Below are 19,485 nucleotides of genomic sequence, written 5' to 3'. Positions count from 1 at the left end.
CTAGAGTTTTTTTATACAGCAATACGGAGTTTTAAAACGGACCATGCTATTCAGACGCAAAAGACGCATAGCCAATGTATATGCGTCTTTTGGATTTAATATTTAGATTGCAAATTTAAATAAAATTAAACCTAAATAAAGTTAAACAAAGACAAACTGGTAGTTGCAACAAATGACTTTTGAGCAGCCTCCATAATTGTTTGGTTTTTTGATAAGTCAGATAAGGCTGCAGCGTAGTCCAGGTCTTGAATTTCAGACAATGATTTACTATATTGTAATTCTAAGTCGCTACCAGATATGTCTAACTGGTCTATTTCATTTAGTCTAGAACCGATAGATGCACGCACAGTGAGTATATTGTCTAGGCCTTGTTGTATGCTCGTTAGTCCTGTGGCGATGCCTGTGCTAAATGCAGCTTGGTTTGCAGGTGTTAAGGGAGTGTTCAATAGCGTGACCAAGTTTTGTAAAGTCGCAAATATATCATTGCCACCAGCTTGAAACACTTCATTTCCTGTTGCATTAACGGCCATTTGTCGTTGGCTGTCTACCTGCAACATTTGCTTGTTAGTGTCACCTACGTACGCTGCACCTGTAGCGTTGGCAACAAAAGGTGGGGTGTCAGTTTCGAATCCAGCATACAAGTAATTACCCGCTGCATCTCTAGTATTGGCTAAGCCTACTAATCCGTCTAGTGTGGTTTTTAGTTCTGAAGCAATAAAGCCTCTTTCTAGATCTGAGTAAGTAGAGTTACCTGCTGATACCATTGCAGATTTCACTGATATCATCATGTTAGTCACGCTAGTCAGGTTTGATTCTAGCGTGTTTAGTTTAAGCTGCGCAGTTTGGCGCGTATCAGCAAATTTTGAATTGATACTTTTGGCATGTGAAACCTCTAAGGCTCTTGCTGAAGCGACAGGGTCATCTGAAGGCGAAGCAATGCGTTGCCCAGTAGATATTTGCTGCATCAATTTAAACTGCTCTGATTGCAGGTTTGATATCTTAGAAATGCCTGACTGATAGATAGTGTTAGTACTGATACGCATGATAAATTCCTTAAGCTATTCTAGTTTCCTAGTTGTAATAGCACATCAAATAGTTGACTCGCAATTTGCATCATCTTTCCGGCTGCTTGGTAAGCTTGCTGATAGCGTATTAAATTAGTTGCTTCTTCGTCTAGATTAACACCTGATTCTGCTTGAACTGCAGCGGTAATCTGTTCTAGCACTTGTGCTTCTGACAGGCTAAGAATGTTGAGTTCACGTGTTTTATTACCTACGCCGTTCACCATTTGACCAAAAGCATCAGAGTAACTTTTATTTCCAGTAATGGTATCTGCGTTTTGTAAGCCGCCTAGTAACAGTCCGTTTGTATTATCGCTAGGACCAGTAACGCTACCCGGGGTAACTGTAAACTGATCACCATTATTTGGTGCTCCAGAAATTACAAAGCTCATGCCAGCTGTTGATATCGTGGCACCATTCACAAATGTGACAGGAGCACCTGCTGCGTATGTGACAGAAGTTCCATTTGTTGACGTTACCGTGACTGGTTCAGTAGCAATGAAGCCAGTTAACGTGTTTGGTGCACCTGCATTATAGGTGATGTTAAAAGGACTCGATATCGGGCTAGATGCATAAGTGCTACTGGCGATTGGGCTGCTGATAGTAGCAGCACCAGTGTTTGCAACATTAGTGCTTCCACTGAGTGCGCTGCCGCCAACTGCTAATTTTCTCGCATCTGTAATAGAAACCTGAAATTTTGTTGCTGCATTCTGCGTTGGTTTAATTAAAAAATTATCACCAGCCAGCATTGTTCCTGATGTTTGGCTAATTGTTAAGCCATCCACATTTACTGGTAGGCTGCTGAAAGACTGCGTTGTATTGTCATTCAAGCGTGTAACGTTGTAGTTCGTGCCATCGTACTGTAGTTTGTAATCGCTTGTTGTGAGTGCTTTAGCGTTGACAATTTTTGCAGCAACTTCTGCCGGGTTTGCGTTAGCTGGTGTTGTGCTAGGGCCAGAGTTAAATGCGTTTGCATTAACTAATGGATCTGGAATACTAAATATAGCAGTGCCGAGATTTCCATCTAAATCAAAGCCTTGGGCATGTTGAGTGTTAAAAGTCTCACCCAAAACGGCAGCTATCTGGCCAATTTGGTTTTGTATATTATCTAAAGACTCTGAGCGGAACTGCAATAACCCACCTATCACGCCACCTGGCAGGCTGTTGGTCCCTAATACTGTCACTTTATTGTTAGATTGGTATGCAACCTCTAAGCGGCTAGGATCTGTTGGGGAAGGGGTTGTGAGGATGCTGAATGTTTCTTTACCTACCACCACAGGTAAGCCATTCCCTACATAAACGTTGTATCCACCTTGGCCTTGAGAAACGGTAGTCGTTTTAATTTGTTTACTCAACTCCAGAACTAATTGATCTCTCTGGTCCATTAAATCATTAGGAGTATTGCCATTAGCACTGATAGCTTTTTCGATAGTATCGTTAAGTTGAGCAATTTGTTTAGCATAAGTGTTAACTAGGCCAACACTTGATGTAAGTTGTGTGTTTACACTATCACGAATTTCATTTAATCGATTATTGGTAGTTTGGAAACGGCTGGCAAGAGATTGTGCATACGACAAGGTAGACTGCCGAGTTGCTAGGTCGCTAGGGTTTGCGCTTAAGTCCTGAATTGCACCAAAAAACTCACTCATTGCTGGATTTAGCCCAGCTGTAGCATTCGATAGCATGTCATCAATCGCGGTCATTTGTGTGCGATAGGTATTTACGCCAGAACTATTAGCTTGGCTACGTACGGCCTGAGCAGTCAATATCTCGTTGAAAATCCGCGTTACTGAGGAAATTTCTGTACCTTGACCAATGAAACCATTCCCAAAGTTTTGAGATTGTGCCGCTGATTGCACCACAACCTGTCTTGAGTAACCGGGTGTTGAGGCATTTGCAATATTATGACCAGTCGTGCTGATACCAACTTGCGCAGCAGCAAGAGCACTTTTTCCGATGTTTAAGATGCTAGACATGGTAATGACTCACTTTAACTAATTTCATATATTGTATGACGGCATAAATTATTAAAACTTTAGGGCTAATTGATGTTTGCTTATTTATGATGATGACACTTTTTTAATAACATTAGTGAGTTTTTCTGCATAGTTAGGGTCTGTGGCATATCCAGCTTTTTGCATGGCCTTTGCATAACCTTGCACATTATCTAAATTAGCCATGACATTTTCATAACGCGTGTTATTTCGCATCAAATTTGCGAAATCTTTAAATGAATCGGCATAGTTATCATATGCACGGAATTTTTCAATCCGTTTTTGTTTGATACCATTTACATATTCTGTGGTCACCGCTTCGATGACTTTGCCGCTCCAGTTACCTGTTGCTTTAATACCAAACAGGTTATTGCTTGGTGTGCCATCGGTACTTTTTAGTTCACGTTTACCCCATCCACTTTCTAACGCAGCTTGACCAAGCATTAAGTGGGCAGGGATGCCCGTAGCGCGGCTTGCTGCTTCCGCATGATGCGCCATCTTCTTTTGAAAGCTTTCGGCACTAGTGCTTTCATTAAGTGGTTTAAAGTCAGAAAGATTTTTAACGACTTGATTTAAATTAGCTGAATTTTGTTGTAATGCTACTCTGGCTTGATTTAAAAATGGATTGCCAATTAGATTTTCATTTAAGGATTGTTTATCTTTTAAGTCGGATGAGTCACTCACTACGTCTTCAAGTGATTGATTTGCACCATAGCCATTTTTGCTCAGCTGGCGTGCTAATACATCCGCTAAGCCCAGCCCCTTTGAGGCGAGATTGTTAGTCAGTTGTTGATCTAACATGCTAATAAAGGTACGGCTTTGGTCGTTATCTAATAGGCCATCTTGCGGGGTTGCTTCGCGCATGCTTTTAAGCATCATATTCATGAAAATAGCTTCAAACTGCTTGGCAACACCTTTGATTGCTTCTGGTGAGTTTTCTTTTGCTGCTTGTTTAAGGTTGTTTAGGCTATTTGCATCAAAAGCGAGATTACCTGATAGATCTGCTCTATTGGTGATGCTGTTATTATTGTTATTAATATTGTTTGTCATGGTTGCTTGTCATTAAATGACTTCTAGTTCAGCGCGGAGTGAACCAGCAGCTTTCATTGCTTGTAAGATAGCGAGCAAGTCTTGAGGTGTTGCACCAATTGCATTGAGTGCTTTTACTACGTCGGATAGATTGGCACCACCATCTAGTTTAACCACTTGACCTGGTTCTTTATTAATGTCGATTTCAGAACGTGCGGTTGCGACAGTTTGTCCACTGGATAACGCACCTGGCTGGCTTATCACAGGGTCTGTGTTGATGGTGACAGTTAAGTTGCCATGTGAAACTGCGCAGCTTTCAAGGGTTACTGTTTGGTTCATTACAACAGAGCCAGTGCGGGCATTGACAATCACTTTTGCATAACTGGCTGCCGGTGCTACATTTAAGCTTTCTAGTGCTGCTAGAAATGCAACGCGACTATAGTTGCTGGGCGGGTTGATTTGAATCACACGGCCATTTTGCGCAAGTGCAGTATTTTGACCAAATTTGCGATTAACAGCATCTACCACTAATGATGCAGTAGAGAAGTCCGAGTCTTTTAGCTCTAGATTGAAAATGCTGTTCTCACTGATGTTTGAAGGAACAGCACGTTCAACCGTAGCGCCAGCGGTAATTCTGCCTACACTTAAGTGGTTGACTTGTGTTTGTGAGCCGTTGGCCGATGCCCCCACGCCGCCTACTACTAGGCTGCCTTGTGCCATTGCATACACTTGACCATCAGCACCTTTAAGTGGAGTCATGAGTAATGTTCCGCCTCTAAGGCTTTTGGCATTACCCATAGAAGAGACTGTGATATCTAGATTTTGCCCAGGTTGTGCAAAGGCTGGTAAGCTGCTAGTGACTATCACAGCAGCTACGTTCTTAAGTTGTAACGACGTGCCTGGCGGTAAGGTGACACCCATTTGCTGCATCATGCTGATAATACTTTGTACGGTAAACGGTGTTTGTACGGTTTGGTCGCCTGTGCCATCCAAGCCAACAACTAGACCGTAGCCGATTAGCTGGTTAGAGCGTACGCCTTGAATCGAAGCAAGGTCTTTCAAACGCTCTGCATGGGCAAAAGTGGTAGAGGTGGCGCAAATTATAGAAACAGCGATAAGTGAACAAGCTAATGTTAAGCGCCTAACAGTATGCTGAAAGCGTTCTGCCTGTATTGTTAGAGCATTCATGTTGAATAATTTTGCCATATGATTTCTACCATGGGCTCATGCTTAAGAAGAAGCGAGCGAATATTGACGCAATCGCAGCACCATCAATTTTGCTGTTGGTTCTATATTCTATTCTAGCATCAGCTACTTTGGTAGATGGTACTGTGTTGCCTAGGGAGATAGTGTCAGGGTTGATGACGCCTGAAAACCGGATGAATTCAGTGCCTTTGTCTAAGCCAACTTGTTTTTCACCACTGACTACTAGATTGCCATTGGGTAAGACGTCAACTACTGTTGCCGTTAAAGAGCCGTTAAACACATTTCTTGCGTTAGCAGCTGCATCATCGTTATAAGAAATATCAGAACTAGCGGAGGCTGAACCTAATTTAGCGAATGGCAATTGTGATACTAGGCCGCCAAAAATTGGTATGTTATCTGCAATTCTCGCATCGGTTTGAAAACCAACTTCGCCTTCTTTACTTGCAGAACTTCCATTAGCCTTTGTGGCTGTTGTGTTTTCAGTAATGTTAATGGTGACAATATCCCCAATAAAGCGAGGGCGGCGGTCTTCAAACATCGGGCGATATGATGAAGCACTATAAATGCCACCATTATTACTTTGCGCATTGTTTGGCTGTTGAGCTCTTGCTGTTGTTGGCTGGTTGACAATAGAGGTTGGTGTGATTGCGCAGCCGTAGAGTAGGTTAGTTGCAAATATTGCGACAATACTGCGGCTAAAAAAGTTGTTTATAGGCACTAGGTATGTTTTCATATTTGCTATCTGCTTGATAGTAGCGTTGAGCAATGTACCTTGAGTGGTATTCAACATGATTGCCTCTTGGTGTTCTGACAATAATACGTGTTCTGACAATAAAACCTTAAAAAGTATCTTTGTAGACTTTCGTTCAAATGTGATTTTTTAAGGTTTTTTAGATAATGCTTTGATTTTATAAGCAATGCTAGTTTACATCTGCGTTAATTTTTGCAACATTTGGTCGGATGTTGTAATCGCTTTACTATTAATTTCGTAAGCACGCTGTGTTTGAATCATATTCACCAGCTCTTCCACGACATTAACGTTTGAAGTTTCCACGTAACCTTGAGTGAGCAAACCTGCGCCGTTGGTGCCAGGCGTATTTGCGTTGGCTGTACCAGACGCAGCGGTTTCAACATATAGATTTTCACCGTTAGCTTGTAGACCGGCCGGATTAATAAAAGTCGATAGTTGCAGCTGGCCAATTTGTGTCACAGCTGTTGAGCCGGCTAGCGTGACAGATACTGTACCATCGCGACCTACAGTAAGGCTTTGTGCATTGGTCGGTATTGTGATTGGCGGCTGAACAGAAAAGCCGCTTGAAGTCACCAGTTGGCCTTGAAAGTCCACTTGAAATGCGCCGTCACGCGTGTAAGCAGTAGTGCCATCAGGCAGTAAAATCTGGAAGAAACCAGCGCCTTGGATAGCAACATCTTTATCATTGCCGGTTTGCTGTAAGTTACCTTGAGTGAAAATACGCTCGGTTGCAACTGGTCTAACACCGGTACCTAATTGCAGGCCTGAAGGTAACTGCGTTTGTTGGGATGTCTGTGCACCTGGCTGTCTAATCGTTTGGTATAGCAGGTCTTCAAACACAGCACGTGATCTTTTGAAGCCACTTGTACTAACGTTAGCTAAGTTGTTTGAAATCACGTCCATTTGCGTCTGCTGAGCGTCTAGACCAGTTTTCGATATCCATAGTGAGCGTATCATTTTACTTCCCTTCAATCACAGCGTGCATTTAATTGCTTTAGGCTTAAATTGCTGAATAATTTATTACAATGATTTCATAATAACTGATTTGTCATTAAGTCAATTGCAGGAGTTGACTGGCTTTATTGGCGTTATTCTCAGCGGTTTGAATTAATTTCATTTGCGTTTCAAACTGACGGGCTAGGCTAATCATGGTGACCATTGCATCAACGACATTCACATTGCTACTCTCAAGAGCACCTTGAACTAAGCTAACGCTTGCGTCGGCTGTGGCAGGATTACCATCTTTGGTTGTAAATAAACCGTCATCTGCACGCACTAAATTTGATTGAGGCGGGTTAACTAGCTTAATGCGACCAATGATGTTTGAAGGGCCAGGTAACGTTAAGTTGTTCACAGTTGAAATCGTGCCGTCCTTACCAATACTGACAGCCACATCAGGTGGAATCGTAATAGGGCCGCCATCTCCCATGATAGTGAGCCCATTGGCGGTTTGTAGCAAACCGTTTGGACTTGTTTTTAGTGAGCCATTTCTAGTATAAGCTTCTGAGCCATCAGCACGCTGTATCGCGATCCAGCCATCACCTTTTACTGCAACATCTAAATCTCGATTAGTCGCTTGAATAGCACCTGAATTAAAGTCACTCCCACTAGTAGAGTCTACGACAAACGCGCGCGTTGGCAAGCCTTCACCAATCACAGGCACCGCTCTAAAAGCATCTATCTGTGATTTAAAACCAGTAGAAGTCGCATTGGCCAAATTGTGGCTGGTCGTTGCTTGCTTCTCAAGGATGTGTTTCGCACCTGTCATTGCGGTATATATCATGCGATCCATCGTGGCTCTCCCTTTAGCTACAAACTATTAACGAAGGTTAACAAGTGTTTGCAAGACTTGGTCTTGCGTTTTAATTGTTTGTGCATTTGCTTGGTAAGCACGTTGTGCTGTAATCATATTGACTAGTTCAGCAGTTAAGTCTACGTTGGAGTCTTCTACTGCAGATGATTGAAGTACGCCTAATAAACCACTACCAGGCGCACCTGTTAATGCAGGGCCAGAACTTGCACTATCCGACCATGCATTTCCTCCTAATGATTGCAAACCATTCGGGTTGGTAAAGCTTGATAGCACGACTTGACCTAAATTTCTAGATTGCCCATTGCTATAACGACCTACAAGGGTGCCGTTAGATGATGTGTTAAAGCCTGATAGGCGACCTGATGTAAAACCATCTTGCGATAGGCTATTGATACTGAAATTAGAGCCAAATTGTGTGCTTGTAGAGTAGTCGATTGTTGTTGTAACGTTAGCTGCGCCGTTAGCAACTGCGGGGGTTGCAGTGTTCAGCGGTGTAAAAGTGACTGAAGGTAATGCTGGTACGATAGTAGGTGAAACACCTGTGCCTGTGAAGGTCATCACCGCAGTAGTTGCTGGTAATGCTGGTGTTGATACGCCATCCACCGTCGTGTAAACGTTCCAAGTATTTGCAGCGGTCTTGCGGAAAAAGTTTTGCAATGTATGCGAGTTGCCTAAGCTATCGTAAACTGTTACCGCAGTTGAGTTGTTGTAAGTAGTGGGGTTAGCAGGGTCAAATGCAGGTACAGCAGGCATTGGATCATTTCGAGAATCAAGATTAATCGTACCTTCAATCTCGGTGGTGGCAATTGGCTGAATGTCTGCGGTGGCGATTTGTAAGTCAACTGATGCACCACTTAATATATTGCCGCTGCTATCTGCAGCGTAGCCTGTTAAACGTTTGTTTGCAGAATCTACGATAAAACCATCTCTATCTAATTGAAACTGACCATTACGTGAGTAAGTAATGGCGCCATTTGATGACATGCGGAAAAATCCGTTACCATTAATCGCAATATCCAAGGAGTTGTTAGTGGCGGTAATATTGCCTTGAGTAAATTGCTGGGCGACTGTGCTTAAGTTTGTACCAATGCCGATTTGGGGAGCGCCACCACCAGTAATTGAGTTTGCAAAAACATCTGCAAACTGCGCGCGTGCCTGTTTAAAGCCTACGGTATTAGAGTTTGATACGTTGTTGCCAATAACGTCTAATTGTTTAGACGCTGCGTTAAGACCGCTTAAACCTTGTTGAAAACTCATGCCATTCTCCTTGGAGCTATATTAATTAATTTGCTAACGTCTAAATTTGCGATGCGTTGTTAAAATATTTCTTTTACTGCGGTCGTATCAACGGTCATTAAATTACTCAAGTTCAGTTTAACGCCTGTTGGGTAGTTGGAAATGCTCAATACTTTTGCAAAGCTGAGGTTGGTAGACTCGGCTACGTTGCCGCCTATCGTTGCATTTACCTCAAATTTATAATTACCAGCAGCAGCGGCAACGCCATCATCTTTAAAGCCATCCCAAGTGAGTGGGGTAGTACCAGCATCTTGTTTGCCAAGCTCGATGGTTCTAATGGTGACACCAGAACCATCTTTGATATTTACCGTCACTTTATCTGCGCCAATTGGTAATTCAATGCCAAAATAACCACCTTCACCAGCAGTTTGAATGGTGTCGCCAGGGGTGAGGACGCTACGACCTATCAGGTTTGATGCTTGATAAGACTGTCCCATTTGTACATTGTTAATTAACGTTTCTAATGTACTGTTTAACTTATCGATACCAGTCACCGTTGAAAGTTGTGCCATCTGGCTCGTTACTTGCGCGTTATCCATAGGGTTAAGCGGATCTTGATTTCTCATTTGCGTCACGAGCAGTGTCATGAATCTATTTTGAGCATCGTCAACTGACGTTGCAGTGCTGCTTTGTCTGTTGTTCACAGCGTCTAATAGCGCTTGTGAAGGTGTATTGGCTGTATTGACAGTAGTCATTTAGAGGCTCCTTGTATTTTGTACGCTTAAGTGGGTATCAGTTTTGGTAGGTGCTTAAACAACTAAGACTGACCTATAGACAGTGTTTTCATCAACATTGTTTTTGCTGCATTCATGGTTTCCACATTGTTTTGGTAAGCACGAGAAGCAGAAATCATGTTCACCATTTCCTCTGTCACGTTCACGTTTGGCATGCTGACATAACCTTTGTCGTTGGCTAGTGGGTGTTTTGGGTCGTACAGCATTCTTGGTGGTGAGTTGTCTTCAACTACCTTAGTCACCTTTACACCGCTTGCATCAGCGGATTTGGAAGGCGTTGCACTAAAAACTACTTGTTTTGATTTGTAAGGAGTGCCGTTAGCGCTAGTTGCACTATCTGCGTTTGCAAGATTGCTGGCGACGGTGTTTAAACGTTGAGCTTGTGCGCTCATTGCTGAACCAGAAATATTAAACACGTTAAATAATGACATCGACTTCTCCTTGAAATTTCCCTGCTAATTACACAACTACAGCACTGCTAAACACTTACACTATAAACACTGGCGCTAATTTACTGCCCCTGAATTGCTGACAGCATTTTTTTGAGCTGTCCGTTAATCATGATGATGCTAGCCTCGTAGCGGATTGCGTTGTCTGCAAATTGATTGCGCTCTACATCCATATCCACGGTGTTACCATCTACACTGCCTTGAATGACAGGTCTAAAAAGTGCGTCGCCACCAATGCTAGAAGGTTTACCATCTAGGTGCTTGGCTGAAGTTTTGCTGGTATTAAAAGCTTCTTTATTAGATGCACCTGCCATTGCACTCTTCATCGCAGCATTGAAATCTAAATCACGCGCTTTATAGTGAGGTGTATCTGCATTGGCAATGTTTGCGGCAATAAGTTCTTGACGTTGACCACGTACTCTTAGTGCGTTTTGGTGAAAACTTAACGCTGCATCTAATTTATTAATCATGTTTATTTCCTTTTGCTAACTGCTTAAGTTTTCAGGGTTTTCTTAAAAAATCACACTAAGTAATTTAAACTTAAACCATTAAGTAAAACTTTTTATTGCCGATATCACACTTGTAAGTAATTCTAATGCTTGGCGCAATCTTTGATTGAATAAGAAGAGGGGTATTTATTGCCCTTTTCTTAGTTTTGCTAGACAACTGTGTCCGTAGAATGCACGTTGAATCTTTGTAGACTGCATTGGAATTCGACATGTCCTGTTTTATGTATCATTTACCATTGAAATTGCTTGTAAATATAAGATTGAAATCATGTATGGAGAGTGGTCGGCTGAGCTTTATGGTGTTAATGGCTACTTTAATGCTTGGCAGTAGCTATGCTTCAAATGCTGCAACCAATCAAGCTAGCTTAAATAAGCAATATCCTAAACAAGATTTGTCATTAGTTAAAGTGAAAGTAGCGGAGTTTCTGCAAACGCAAACAGTAGGCTATCCTGGTAAGGTAGCTGTGCAGGCAGGGGCTATTGATCCGAATTTAAAGTTGGTGCAGTGCCAAGATTTGCAGGTGTTTTTACCTTCAGGCAGCCGTGCATGGGGTAAAACTAGTGTTGGTGTACGCTGTAACACACCTAGTGCCTGGACAATTTATGTGCAAGCCACTGTTAGCGTGGTTGCGCAGTATTTGGTTGCTGCTGCACCATTAGCGCAGGGTAGGGTTGTGACGCATGAGGACTTGTTGTTTCAAACCGGTGATTTGACGCAGTTGCCAGCTGGAATTTTCACTGATATGGCACAAGCACTTGGACGCATTGTGAATATTTCGATGAATGCCGGTACTGTGCTTAGGCAAGAAATGTTAAAGGTTTCACCTGTTGTGCAACAAGGGCAGACTGTGATGATTACTTCAGCTGGTAAAGGCTTCCGTGTCTCTGCTGAAGGTAAAGCCATGACCAAGGCGAATGAAGGGCAAGTTGTGCAAGTTAAAGTGGCTAATGGCCAGGTGGTGAGCGGCATTGCGCGCCAAGGTGGTCAAGTGGAAGTTGTTTTTTAGCTGCTAATGTTTAGTGATAGCGACATAGTTAGTTTAAATTATTGATAAACATTGTTTATTTTTAGAAAAAAAGCTAAAGTTCGCTTAAACTATGCCGATATCTGCATTAAGGATGCGTGTATACGTATAAGCAGGTTAAGCAAAAAGGATGAAATGCCATGAAAATCAATGAGACAATTAAAAACACCGCTGGCTTGGGTCTTGATAAAGCAAGTGTCGAAAAAGCGAATGCGGCTAAGATTGAGGCTGAGGTTAAGCAAAAAGCAGGGAAATCTCAATCAGGTGAGAAATCTTCTGGTAATGTGACTTTGTCACCACTATCAGCTAAGTTACAAACTTTAGAAACCAAAGTAAAAGCAAGTAATGTTTATGATGCTGAGAAGGTTGAAGCCATTAAATCAGCTATCGCTGGTGGTCAGTTTTCTGTCAGCTCAGAAAAAGTTGCTGATGGTTTAATTGAAACCGTGAAAGATTTACTAACAAGTCGTTTTGCTTAATTATCATCATGGCTAACACATCTTCCAATCAACCTGTCACTTTTGCACAAGATGCTTTATTAGTAGCAGAGTTGATTGCGTTGCTCGAGCGTGAACAAGCGCATTTGGTAAAAGCGGATGTTGATGCAATAGAAGCAATTCTGGAAGAAAAGTCATTGTTGCTGCAGCGCTTGAATCTCGCAGCGAAAGCACGCTATCAGTTATTACAAGCGCACGGTTTTACATCCAATGAGTCTGGCATGAGTGATTGGGTTGAAAAGCAGGCAAAAAAAGATATCACGACCGCTTGGGTTAATTTCCAAAAATCTCTTGCACAAGCAAAAGAGCTTAATCGATTAAATGGCACTTTAATTAGTAAGCATTTTAATCGTAACCAAGAGCTACTGAATCACTTGCAGGGTAATAATGATGCAAACTCAGTGTATGGCCCAGATGGCCAAGCTAAGTCAAAAGGACCTTCCCGTTCTGGTTTGATTGTTTAGCAGTTTCATATCGCTTCAAATTAGGCAGTCTTGCTGCTTACACTCTCTAACATCAGGCATTTTCTAGCCTCGCGGCCTTTCCCTTAAATAGTTCATAGTTGGCTAGTATTTAGCTATTTACAGGCTTGGTCTGAAATGGTTTTTTTTGAGTAGTCGTGCCTGTGCGCCTATGCATGTTGATAATCGAAGTATCTAGTGCGTGACTGCAGCTGTTTTTCGGTGCTAGTGTGATGGTCGATGAGAGGTGTTGTTAGGCTTGCCAAGCATCAACTGGTTCTGGTAGGTGCTAGGTTTATTGGTACGATGAGTAATCAACGCCGCTTGCTTGCTCTTCTAACACTTGCAAAAATGCGTCGCCGTATCGTGTCAGTTTTGCTTGGCCTACGCCGCTAATCTTACCCATTTCAGTGAGGCTGCTTGGGTGATGGTTAAGAATTTCAAGCAGTGTGCTGTCATGGAAAATCAGGTAGGGTGGTACACCTTGTTCTTTTGCAAGTTCAGTGCGTTTAGCCTTTAGTGCTTGCCACAATGGATCATCTGCAACACCAGCATAGGCTTCTTTAACCTGTGCACCACGCTCAACCTTGCTCACACGTTTGGTAACTTCATGGTCTTGGCGTAGCCATACGCTTACTTCACCACGTAAAATAGGGCGAGCGGTTTCACTGAGACGTAGTCCACCAAACGCATCCATGTCAGTCTCTAAGTATCCATTTGCAACTAGTTGCCTAAAGACGCTACTCCATTGTGCTTGTGATAAAGTCTTTCCAATACCAAACGTACTTAGTTCTTGATGGTTAAATTGTTCAACTTTAGGTGTTAGTTTCCCAAGTAGTACGTCAATCAGATGTACTACGCCGAATCTTTGACCTGTACGATATACACATGACAGTGCCATTTGTGACGCTTGGGTTCCATCCCAATTGTCTGTAGGTGTCAGGCAATTATCACATTGCCCACAGTCGCCTGGGTGTTGTTCTCCAAAATAGTGCAATATGGTTTGGTGTCTGCATGCAGTTGATTCGCAGAAACCGAGTAGTGCATCCAATTTCTGGCGTTCTACATGTTGACGTTCAGGAGAGGCATCGCTGTTTTCCAGCATTTGTTTCATGTTGACTACGTCACCCAGACCATAGGTCATCCAAGCGTTGGCTGGTAAGCCATCTCGGCCTGCACGACCAGTTTCTTGGTAGTAGCCTTCCATGCTTTTTGGTAAATCCAGATGTGCAACGAAGCGTACGTTAGGCTTATCAATGCCCATGCCAAATGCAACCGTGGCGACCATAATTACACCTTCTTCGCGTAAAAATCGTCTTTGGTGGGTGTTACGTATTGTTGCATCAAGCCCTGCATGGTAGGGTAAAGCATCCCATCCTTTTGACTTTAGCCACTCGGCTGTATCTTCTACTTTGCGGCGTGATAAGCAGTAAATAATGCCAGCATCATTAGGGTGTTCAGATTCAATAAATGCCTCTAGTTGCTGGCGTGCATTTGCTTTAGGTAGCACCCGATATTTAATATTAGGGCGATCGAAACTGGAGATAAACTGACGCGCTTTTTCCAGTGTCAGTCGTTCTATGATTTCTGCTCTGGTGGGGGCATCAGCAGTCGCCGTGAGTGCGATTCTAGGTACGCGCGGGAAGCGCTCATGCAGCACCGTAAGTTTGCGATATTCTGGCCTAAAATCATGACCCCATTGAGAAACGCAATGTGCTTCATCAATGGCAAATAGCGCAATGCCGATACTGTCCTCAATTTGCTCTAGTAGCGTAAGGAAGTTTGGCATGAGTAAACGTTCAGGCGCAACGTACAACACTTGCAGTTCACCACGTAGTAGCGCTGCAGTGATGACACTAAATTGCTCTGCATTGAGACTAGAGTTTAAAAATGCAGCTTTTACACCAAGTTGCTGAAGTGCATCGACTTGGTCTTGCATCAGGGCAATGAGTGGTGATACTACAACCCCCACGCCTTTGCGTAATAATGCCGGCAGTTGATAGCACAATGATTTGCCACCACCTGTCGACATCAGAACAAGCGCATCGCCACCCTCGACCATGTGTTCAACAATTTCTTGTTGCTCACCACGAAAGGTTGTGTAACCAAACACATCCTGTAAGCAGGCGTGCGCAGTTATATGACGAACAGATGAGTTTAACAATTAAACTGAGCCGGCCATTGTGCGATGCTTGCTTGAGCTAAGTGCTTATTCAACACCTTGGCTTAATAAGTAGTCTTCATAGTTGCCAGTAAAGTCTACAATGCCATTTGCTTTAATTTCGATGATGCGCGTGGCAATCGAACTTACAAATTCACGGTCATGGCTTACAAAGAATAGGGTGCCTTTGTATTTATCAAGCGCGGTATTTAGCGCCTCGATAGATTCCATGTCCATATGGTTGGTCGGTTCATCCATGAGCAATACATTTGTTTTTGCAAGCATGAGTTTGCCATACAACATACGGCCTTTTTCACCACCAGAAAGTACTTTGACTGATTTCTTTATGTCGTCGCCAGAGAACAGTAGGCGGCCGAGCATACTGCGCACGGTTTGGTCATCATCGCCTTGCTGGGTAAACTTGCTCATCCATTCAAACAGTTCATCACCATCTTCAAACTCGTATTCATGGTCTTGTGCAAAATAGCCGATTTTTGCTTTCTCGGCCCATTTTACTTCGCCATGTTTGGGTTCTAAATCACCAGCTAGACAACGTAAAAATGTGGTTTTACCAATACCGTTTTCACCAATAATGGCCACTTTTTCGCCTGCTTCAAACATCATGTCTACATCATTGAATAACTGACGGTCAAAGCCGTGGCTCAGTTTCTTCAACTCAACGGCATTGCGATGTAGCTTTTCACGCTCATCATATTCAAAGCGGATAAATGGATATTGGCGCGAAGATGGTTTAAATTCTTCAATCTTGATTTTATCAATCTGTTTGGCACGGCTGGTTGCTTGCTTAGCTTTAGAGGCATTTGCAGAAAAGCGGCGAACGAAATCTTGTAAATCGGCAATTTGCTGTTTAGCTTTTGCGTTATCTTTGGCTTGTTGTGCGCGTGCCGCAGTGCTGGCTTCCATGTAGTCGTCATAGTTACCTGGATACACAGCAATTTTTCCGTAGTCCATGTCGCAAGTATGTGTACACACTTGGTTTAAGAAGTGGCGATCATGCGAAATAATAATCATGGTACAGCTACGGTTATTAAGCACATCTTCTAACCAACGGATGGTATTAATATCCAAGTTGTTGGTTGGCTCATCGAGCAGTAGGATATCTGGGTTAGCAAACAATGCTTGTACTAACAATACGCGTAGTTTCCAACCTGGCGCTACTGCACTCATTGGGCCGTTGTGCTGCTCAATAGGGATACCAACGCCCAGTAACAGTTCGCCAGCACGTGCTTCAGCAGTGTAGCCATCGAACTCAGCAAATACAGCTTCTAATTCAGCTGCGCGCATGTAGTCATCTTCAGTCGCTTCTAAGTTGGCGTAGATTGCATTTTTTTCTACGTTTGCCTTCCACATTTGGTCATGACCCATCATGACCACGTCGAGTACGCGTTGGTCCTCGTAAGCGAACTGATCTTGACGCAAGAACGCCATGCGTTCGTTGTTATCAAGTGAAATATTTCCAGACGAAGGTTCTAAAACCTTTGCCAGAATTTTCATGTAGGTTGATTTGCCGCAACCATTGGCGCCAATTAAACCATAGCGGTTACCATCGCCAAATTTAACGGAGATGTTTTCAAATAGTGGCTTTGCGCCAAATTGCATCGTGATATTGTTAGAAATTAACAAAATGTAAGACCTTAAAAAATAAATTAATTACAAAAAGTGTTGTGTAATATGAATTGTGACGTTAGCCGACATTATTACAGATGGCTATATGTGTTTAAATCAATGCTTAGAATTGATTGTAAATAACGACTTCATCCATTGGCAGTTGTCCGCCTCTAGGCATCGCTTCTTTTAACGCTTTACCAACGACGACAAACATCGCAGGTATGTGATCCTCAGGCAGTTTTAACAATTGTGCTACTGCATCAAAGTCAAATCCATCCATCGGGCAGGTATCGTAGCCCATTTCTTTAGCAGCTAGCATAATAGTAGTAGCTGCCATCCCACAAGAGCGCATAGCTTCATCACGCTGTATTTGTGCATTGCCATCGTAATATTGGCCAATCGCTGGCACTAAGATGTCCTGCACAGGTTTGGCGGCATTTACCCAATAACGCTCAGGCTGTTTTTCCCATGCTTTTAAATCAGCTGTCAGCACGACAAGTAGTGATGCTTCTTCAACCTGTGCTTGGTTCCAGCTAACGCTACGGATTTGGTGACGTAAATTAGGGTCTGTGACAAGCACAAATCGCCAGTTTTGGATATTAAATGCGGTAGGCGACAGCATTGCTAAAGACATGAGTTGAGATATCTCTTCTTCGCTCATTTTGTGTTGTGGGTCGTACGCTTTAATAGAGCGTCGTTCGATAATGGCTTGGCTTACTTTCATGATGGGTAGTGAATGTCCAGAATTTCTAAATTGATATTGCCTACAGGGCGTTGCCAAATGACTGTATCTCCAACCTTTTGGCCAATTAATGATTTTGCTAATGGTGAAACCCAGCTCACTTTGTTGATACTAGCATCAGCTTCATCTTCACCTACAATATGAAATGTATGTTGAGCGCCAGTGTCATCTTGCACTTCAATAGTTGCGCCAAACAACACTGTTTCATGGTTTTGTTTGCTAGGGTCTACCAATATTGCAGAGTCTAAACGTGCGCGTACATAACGTAAGTCACGTTCAATTTCGGCTAGTTTATCTTTTGCAAAAGTGTCTTCAGCTGTTAGTTTTAAGTGATTAAGTTCCGCGATTAACGATTCTTCCATGGTTTGCAGCCCAAGCGCGCCAGTAGGCGTCACATAATTAGGATGTTCGCTAATTGGGCGCTCAACAAGCTCTTTTCCATTGGCTTGTTCAAACCTTTCTTCATTGACGAATGCGCGGCTCATAATGACTGCCTCCTGTTATTCCCACTCGATGGTTGCTGGTGGTTTACCAGAAACATCATATACAACACGGTTAATACCACGAACCTCATTGATAATACGGTTAGAAACACGGCCTAATAATGCATATGGTAGCTCTGCCCAGTGTGCTGTCATAAAGTCGCTAGTCACTACTGCACGTAAAGCAACAACGTAATCATATGTGCGGCCATCACCCATCACACCTACTGATTTGACAGGTAAAAACACAGTAAATGCCTGACTTGTTAACTCATACCAAGTTTTACCAGTTGCTTCATCTTTGGTATTACGTAGCTCTTCAATAAAAATGGCATCAGCACGGCGTAATAGATCAGCAAAATCTTTTTTGATCTCACCTAGAATACGCACACCTAAGCCCGGGCCCGGGAAAGGGTGGCGATAAACCATATCGGCTGGCAAGCCAAGCGCTACGCCAAGCTCACGTACTTCATCTTTAAATAAATCACGTAACGGCTCTAGTAGTTTTAGACCCAATTGCTCAGGCAATCCGCCTACATTGTGATGACTTTTAATAGTGACGGCTTTTTTAGATTTAGCACCGCCTGATTCAATCACATCAGGGTAAATCGTACCTTGTGCTAAGAAAGTTGCACCTTTGTGGCCGCCTGTGCCGGCTTTTAATTTGGCGGCCTCGGCTTTAAATACCTCTACAAACTCACGGCCAATAATCTTGCGTTTAGCTTCTGGGTCGCTGACGCCAGCCAAATGTCCCATGAATTGATTCGTAGCATCTACGCGTATCACATTGACATGTAAGCGACCTGCAAACATATCCATGACTAGGTCGCCTTCGTTTAATCGAAGTAAGCCGTGGTCAACGAATACGCAAGTGAGTTGGTCACCGATTGCGCGGTGAATCAGTGCCGCGGCAACGCTAGAGTCTACGCCACCTGATAAACCTAAAATGACTTCCTCATCGCCCACTTGAGCTTTGATTTTAGCAACTGCTTCTGCAATGTAGTCGCCCATAATCCAGTCAGGTTTTGCACCACATATATCAAGCACGAAGCGATTGAGCATGGCTTGGCCTTGTTTAGTGTGCGTCACTTCTGGGTGAAATTGCACCGCGTAAAATTTGCGGGCTTCATCGGCCATCGCCGCGATAGGCGTAGTGTCGTTGCTTGCAATTACTTTAAAGCCAGATGGCAACTCAGTTACTTTATCACCATGACTCATCCATACGTCAATCAGACCGTGCCCTTCAGCATTCGTGCTGTCCTGAATGTCGCGGAATAGCGCAGAGTGACCGCGTGCACGCACTTGAGCATAACCGAACTCACGTTTATGACCAGCTTCAACTTTTCCGCCAAGTTGTTGCGCCATGGTTTGCATGCCATAGCAAATGCCTAACACAGGCACACCAAGTTCAAATACGGCTTGTGGCGCTTTATCTGTTTCTTCTTCGTATACACTTGCATGGCTGCCAGAAAGGATAATGCCATCGGCGTCAAAATTACGTACAAAGTCATCTGAGACATCGCATGGGTGAATTTCACAATACACATGTGCTTCACGTACGCGGCGAGCAATCAGTTGAGTAACTTGAGAGCCGAAGTCTAGGATTAAAATTTTGGAATGAGTCATTGTTTAGTCACAAAATGCAC

General features: G+C 43.1%; 19 protein-coding genes. 3 read left to right on the top strand and 16 right to left on the bottom strand.

Annotated elements, in window-relative coordinates; genetic code table 11:
• Positions 1–131 precede the first annotated feature (131 nt).
• The 11 genes from flgL to flgB all read right to left on the bottom strand — a co-directional run bounded on the left by flgL (position 132) and on the right by flgB (position 10,803).
• Positions 132–1,043, bottom strand: coding sequence for a flagellar hook-associated protein FlgL (flgL, locus tag FG24_RS11165; protein ID WP_036303458.1), 912 nt, complete (start codon positions 1,041–1,043; stop codon positions 132–134).
• A gap of 20 nt (positions 1,044–1,063) precedes the next feature.
• The gene (gene flgK / locus FG24_RS11160) at positions 1,064–3,037 is read right to left on the bottom strand and encodes a flagellar hook-associated protein FlgK (protein WP_036303457.1); all 1,974 of its coding nucleotides are present in this window, start codon (positions 3,035–3,037) and stop codon (positions 1,064–1,066) included.
• Positions 3,038–3,121: 84 nt separating this feature from the next.
• The gene (gene flgJ / locus FG24_RS11155) at positions 3,122–4,105 is read right to left on the bottom strand and encodes a flagellar assembly peptidoglycan hydrolase FlgJ (RefSeq protein WP_051901530.1); all 984 of its coding nucleotides are present in this window, start codon (positions 4,103–4,105) and stop codon (positions 3,122–3,124) included.
• 12 nt (positions 4,106–4,117) lie between these two features.
• Entirely contained in the window at positions 4,118–5,290 is a 1,173-nt protein-coding gene (locus tag FG24_RS11150; RefSeq protein ID WP_235189768.1) for a flagellar basal body P-ring protein FlgI, read from the bottom strand.
• 7 nt (positions 5,291–5,297) lie between these two features.
• On the bottom strand, positions 5,298–6,080 hold the full coding sequence (locus FG24_RS11145) for a flagellar basal body L-ring protein FlgH (RefSeq protein WP_081880978.1): 783 nt from the start codon (positions 6,078–6,080) through the stop codon (positions 5,298–5,300).
• 135 nt (positions 6,081–6,215) lie between these two features.
• Positions 6,216–6,998, bottom strand: coding sequence for a flagellar basal-body rod protein FlgG (gene flgG, locus FG24_RS11140; RefSeq protein ID WP_019898879.1), 783 nt, complete (start codon positions 6,996–6,998; stop codon positions 6,216–6,218).
• Positions 6,999–7,092: 94 nt separating this feature from the next.
• Complete coding sequence (gene flgF / locus FG24_RS11135; RefSeq protein WP_036303456.1) at positions 7,093–7,833, bottom strand: flagellar basal-body rod protein FlgF; 741 nt, start codon at positions 7,831–7,833, stop codon at positions 7,093–7,095.
• A gap of 27 nt (positions 7,834–7,860) precedes the next feature.
• The gene (gene flgE, locus FG24_RS11130) at positions 7,861–9,111 is read right to left on the bottom strand and encodes a flagellar hook protein FlgE (protein WP_036303455.1); all 1,251 of its coding nucleotides are present in this window, start codon (positions 9,109–9,111) and stop codon (positions 7,861–7,863) included.
• Between the two features lie 59 nt (positions 9,112–9,170).
• Positions 9,171–9,845, bottom strand: a complete 675-nt coding sequence (locus FG24_RS11125; RefSeq protein WP_036303454.1) for a flagellar hook assembly protein FlgD — start codon at positions 9,843–9,845, stop codon at positions 9,171–9,173.
• Positions 9,846–9,907: 62 nt separating this feature from the next.
• Positions 9,908–10,315 (bottom strand): flagellar basal body rod protein FlgC, encoded by a 408-nt coding sequence (gene flgC / locus FG24_RS11120; protein ID WP_036303453.1) that lies wholly within the window; start codon positions 10,313–10,315, stop codon positions 9,908–9,910.
• 80 nt (positions 10,316–10,395) lie between these two features.
• Positions 10,396–10,803, bottom strand: a complete 408-nt coding sequence (flgB, locus tag FG24_RS11115; RefSeq protein ID WP_036303452.1) for a flagellar basal body rod protein FlgB — start codon at positions 10,801–10,803, stop codon at positions 10,396–10,398.
• A gap of 311 nt (positions 10,804–11,114) precedes the next feature.
• Between flgB and flgA the strand changes: the two genes are divergently transcribed.
• From flgA to FG24_RS11100, 3 genes are all read left to right on the top strand, one after another.
• Positions 11,115–11,849 carry a flagellar basal body P-ring formation chaperone FlgA gene (gene flgA / locus FG24_RS11110; protein ID WP_036303451.1) on the top strand — a complete coding sequence of 245 codons (735 nt, stop codon included), beginning with the start codon at positions 11,115–11,117 and terminating at the stop codon, positions 11,847–11,849.
• A 158-nt stretch (positions 11,850–12,007) separates the two neighbouring features.
• Positions 12,008–12,346, top strand: coding sequence for a flagellar biosynthesis anti-sigma factor FlgM (gene flgM / locus FG24_RS11105; protein WP_036303449.1), 339 nt, complete (start codon positions 12,008–12,010; stop codon positions 12,344–12,346).
• A gap of 8 nt (positions 12,347–12,354) precedes the next feature.
• Complete coding sequence (locus FG24_RS11100; RefSeq protein ID WP_036303447.1) at positions 12,355–12,828, top strand: flagella synthesis protein FlgN; 474 nt, start codon at positions 12,355–12,357, stop codon at positions 12,826–12,828.
• Between the two features lie 292 nt (positions 12,829–13,120).
• Here the strand turns inward: FG24_RS11100 and recQ are convergent, their stop codons facing one another.
• The 5 genes from recQ to guaA form a co-directional block, all read right to left on the bottom strand.
• Positions 13,121–14,989, bottom strand: a complete 1,869-nt coding sequence (gene recQ / locus FG24_RS11095) for a DNA helicase RecQ (RefSeq protein WP_200876892.1) — start codon at positions 14,987–14,989, stop codon at positions 13,121–13,123.
• Between the two features lie 45 nt (positions 14,990–15,034).
• On the bottom strand, positions 15,035–16,630 hold the full coding sequence (locus tag FG24_RS11090; protein WP_036303445.1) for an ABC-F family ATPase: 1,596 nt from the start codon (positions 16,628–16,630) through the stop codon (positions 15,035–15,037).
• Positions 16,631–16,736: 106 nt separating this feature from the next.
• Positions 16,737–17,339: a nitroreductase family protein gene (locus FG24_RS11085; protein WP_036303443.1), complete on the bottom strand. Its 603-nt coding sequence runs from the start codon at positions 17,337–17,339 to the stop codon at positions 16,737–16,739.
• Positions 17,336–17,842 carry a GreA/GreB family elongation factor gene (locus tag FG24_RS11080; protein WP_036303441.1) on the bottom strand — a complete coding sequence of 169 codons (507 nt, stop codon included), beginning with the start codon at positions 17,840–17,842 and terminating at the stop codon, positions 17,336–17,338. Before FG24_RS11080 ends, FG24_RS11085 begins: the two co-directional genes overlap by 4 nt.
• A gap of 15 nt (positions 17,843–17,857) precedes the next feature.
• Positions 17,858–19,465 (bottom strand): glutamine-hydrolyzing GMP synthase, encoded by a 1,608-nt coding sequence (gene guaA, locus FG24_RS11075; protein WP_036303439.1) that lies wholly within the window; start codon positions 19,463–19,465, stop codon positions 17,858–17,860.
• Between the last annotated feature and the right edge of the window lie 20 nt (positions 19,466–19,485).

The organism is Methylotenera sp. L2L1 (assembly GCF_000744605.1).
Taxonomy (GTDB): domain Bacteria; phylum Pseudomonadota; class Gammaproteobacteria; order Burkholderiales; family Methylophilaceae; genus Methylotenera.
This window is presented reverse-complemented; position numbering and strand designations above follow the sequence as displayed.

Excerpts from the sequence above, each read along its gene's own strand:
- flgL (WP_036303458.1), bottom strand. The coding sequence starts at position 1,043 with ATGCGTATCAGTACTAACACTATCTATCAGTCAGGCATTTCTAAGATA.
- flgK (WP_036303457.1), bottom strand. The coding sequence starts at position 3,037 with ATGTCTAGCATCTTAAACATCGGAAAAAGTGCTCTTGCTGCTGCGCAA.
- flgJ (WP_051901530.1), bottom strand. The coding sequence starts at position 4,105 with ATGACAAACAATATTAATAACAATAATAACAGCATCACCAATAGAGCA.
- FG24_RS11150 (WP_235189768.1), bottom strand. The coding sequence starts at position 5,290 with ATGGCAAAATTATTCAACATGAATGCTCTAACAATACAGGCAGAACGC.
- FG24_RS11145 (WP_081880978.1), bottom strand. The coding sequence starts at position 6,080 with ATGTTGAATACCACTCAAGGTACATTGCTCAACGCTACTATCAAGCAG.
- flgG (WP_019898879.1), bottom strand. The coding sequence starts at position 6,998 with ATGATACGCTCACTATGGATATCGAAAACTGGTCTAGACGCTCAGCAG.
- flgF (WP_036303456.1), bottom strand. The coding sequence starts at position 7,833 with ATGGATCGCATGATATATACCGCAATGACAGGTGCGAAACACATCCTT.
- flgE (WP_036303455.1), bottom strand. The coding sequence starts at position 9,111 with ATGAGTTTTCAACAAGGTTTAAGCGGTCTTAACGCAGCGTCTAAACAA.
- FG24_RS11125 (WP_036303454.1), bottom strand. The coding sequence starts at position 9,845 with ATGACTACTGTCAATACAGCCAATACACCTTCACAAGCGCTATTAGAC.
- flgC (WP_036303453.1), bottom strand. The coding sequence starts at position 10,315 with ATGTCATTATTTAACGTGTTTAATATTTCTGGTTCAGCAATGAGCGCA.
- flgB (WP_036303452.1), bottom strand. The coding sequence starts at position 10,803 with ATGATTAATAAATTAGATGCAGCGTTAAGTTTTCACCAAAACGCACTA.
- flgA (WP_036303451.1), top strand. The coding sequence starts at position 11,115 with ATGGAGAGTGGTCGGCTGAGCTTTATGGTGTTAATGGCTACTTTAATG.
- flgM (WP_036303449.1), top strand. The coding sequence starts at position 12,008 with ATGAAAATCAATGAGACAATTAAAAACACCGCTGGCTTGGGTCTTGAT.
- FG24_RS11100 (WP_036303447.1), top strand. The coding sequence starts at position 12,355 with ATGGCTAACACATCTTCCAATCAACCTGTCACTTTTGCACAAGATGCT.
- FG24_RS11085 (WP_036303443.1), bottom strand. The coding sequence starts at position 17,339 with ATGAAAGTAAGCCAAGCCATTATCGAACGACGCTCTATTAAAGCGTAC.
- FG24_RS11080 (WP_036303441.1), bottom strand. The coding sequence starts at position 17,842 with ATGAGCCGCGCATTCGTCAATGAAGAAAGGTTTGAACAAGCCAATGGA.
- guaA (WP_036303439.1), bottom strand. The coding sequence starts at position 19,465 with ATGACTCATTCCAAAATTTTAATCCTAGACTTCGGCTCTCAAGTTACT.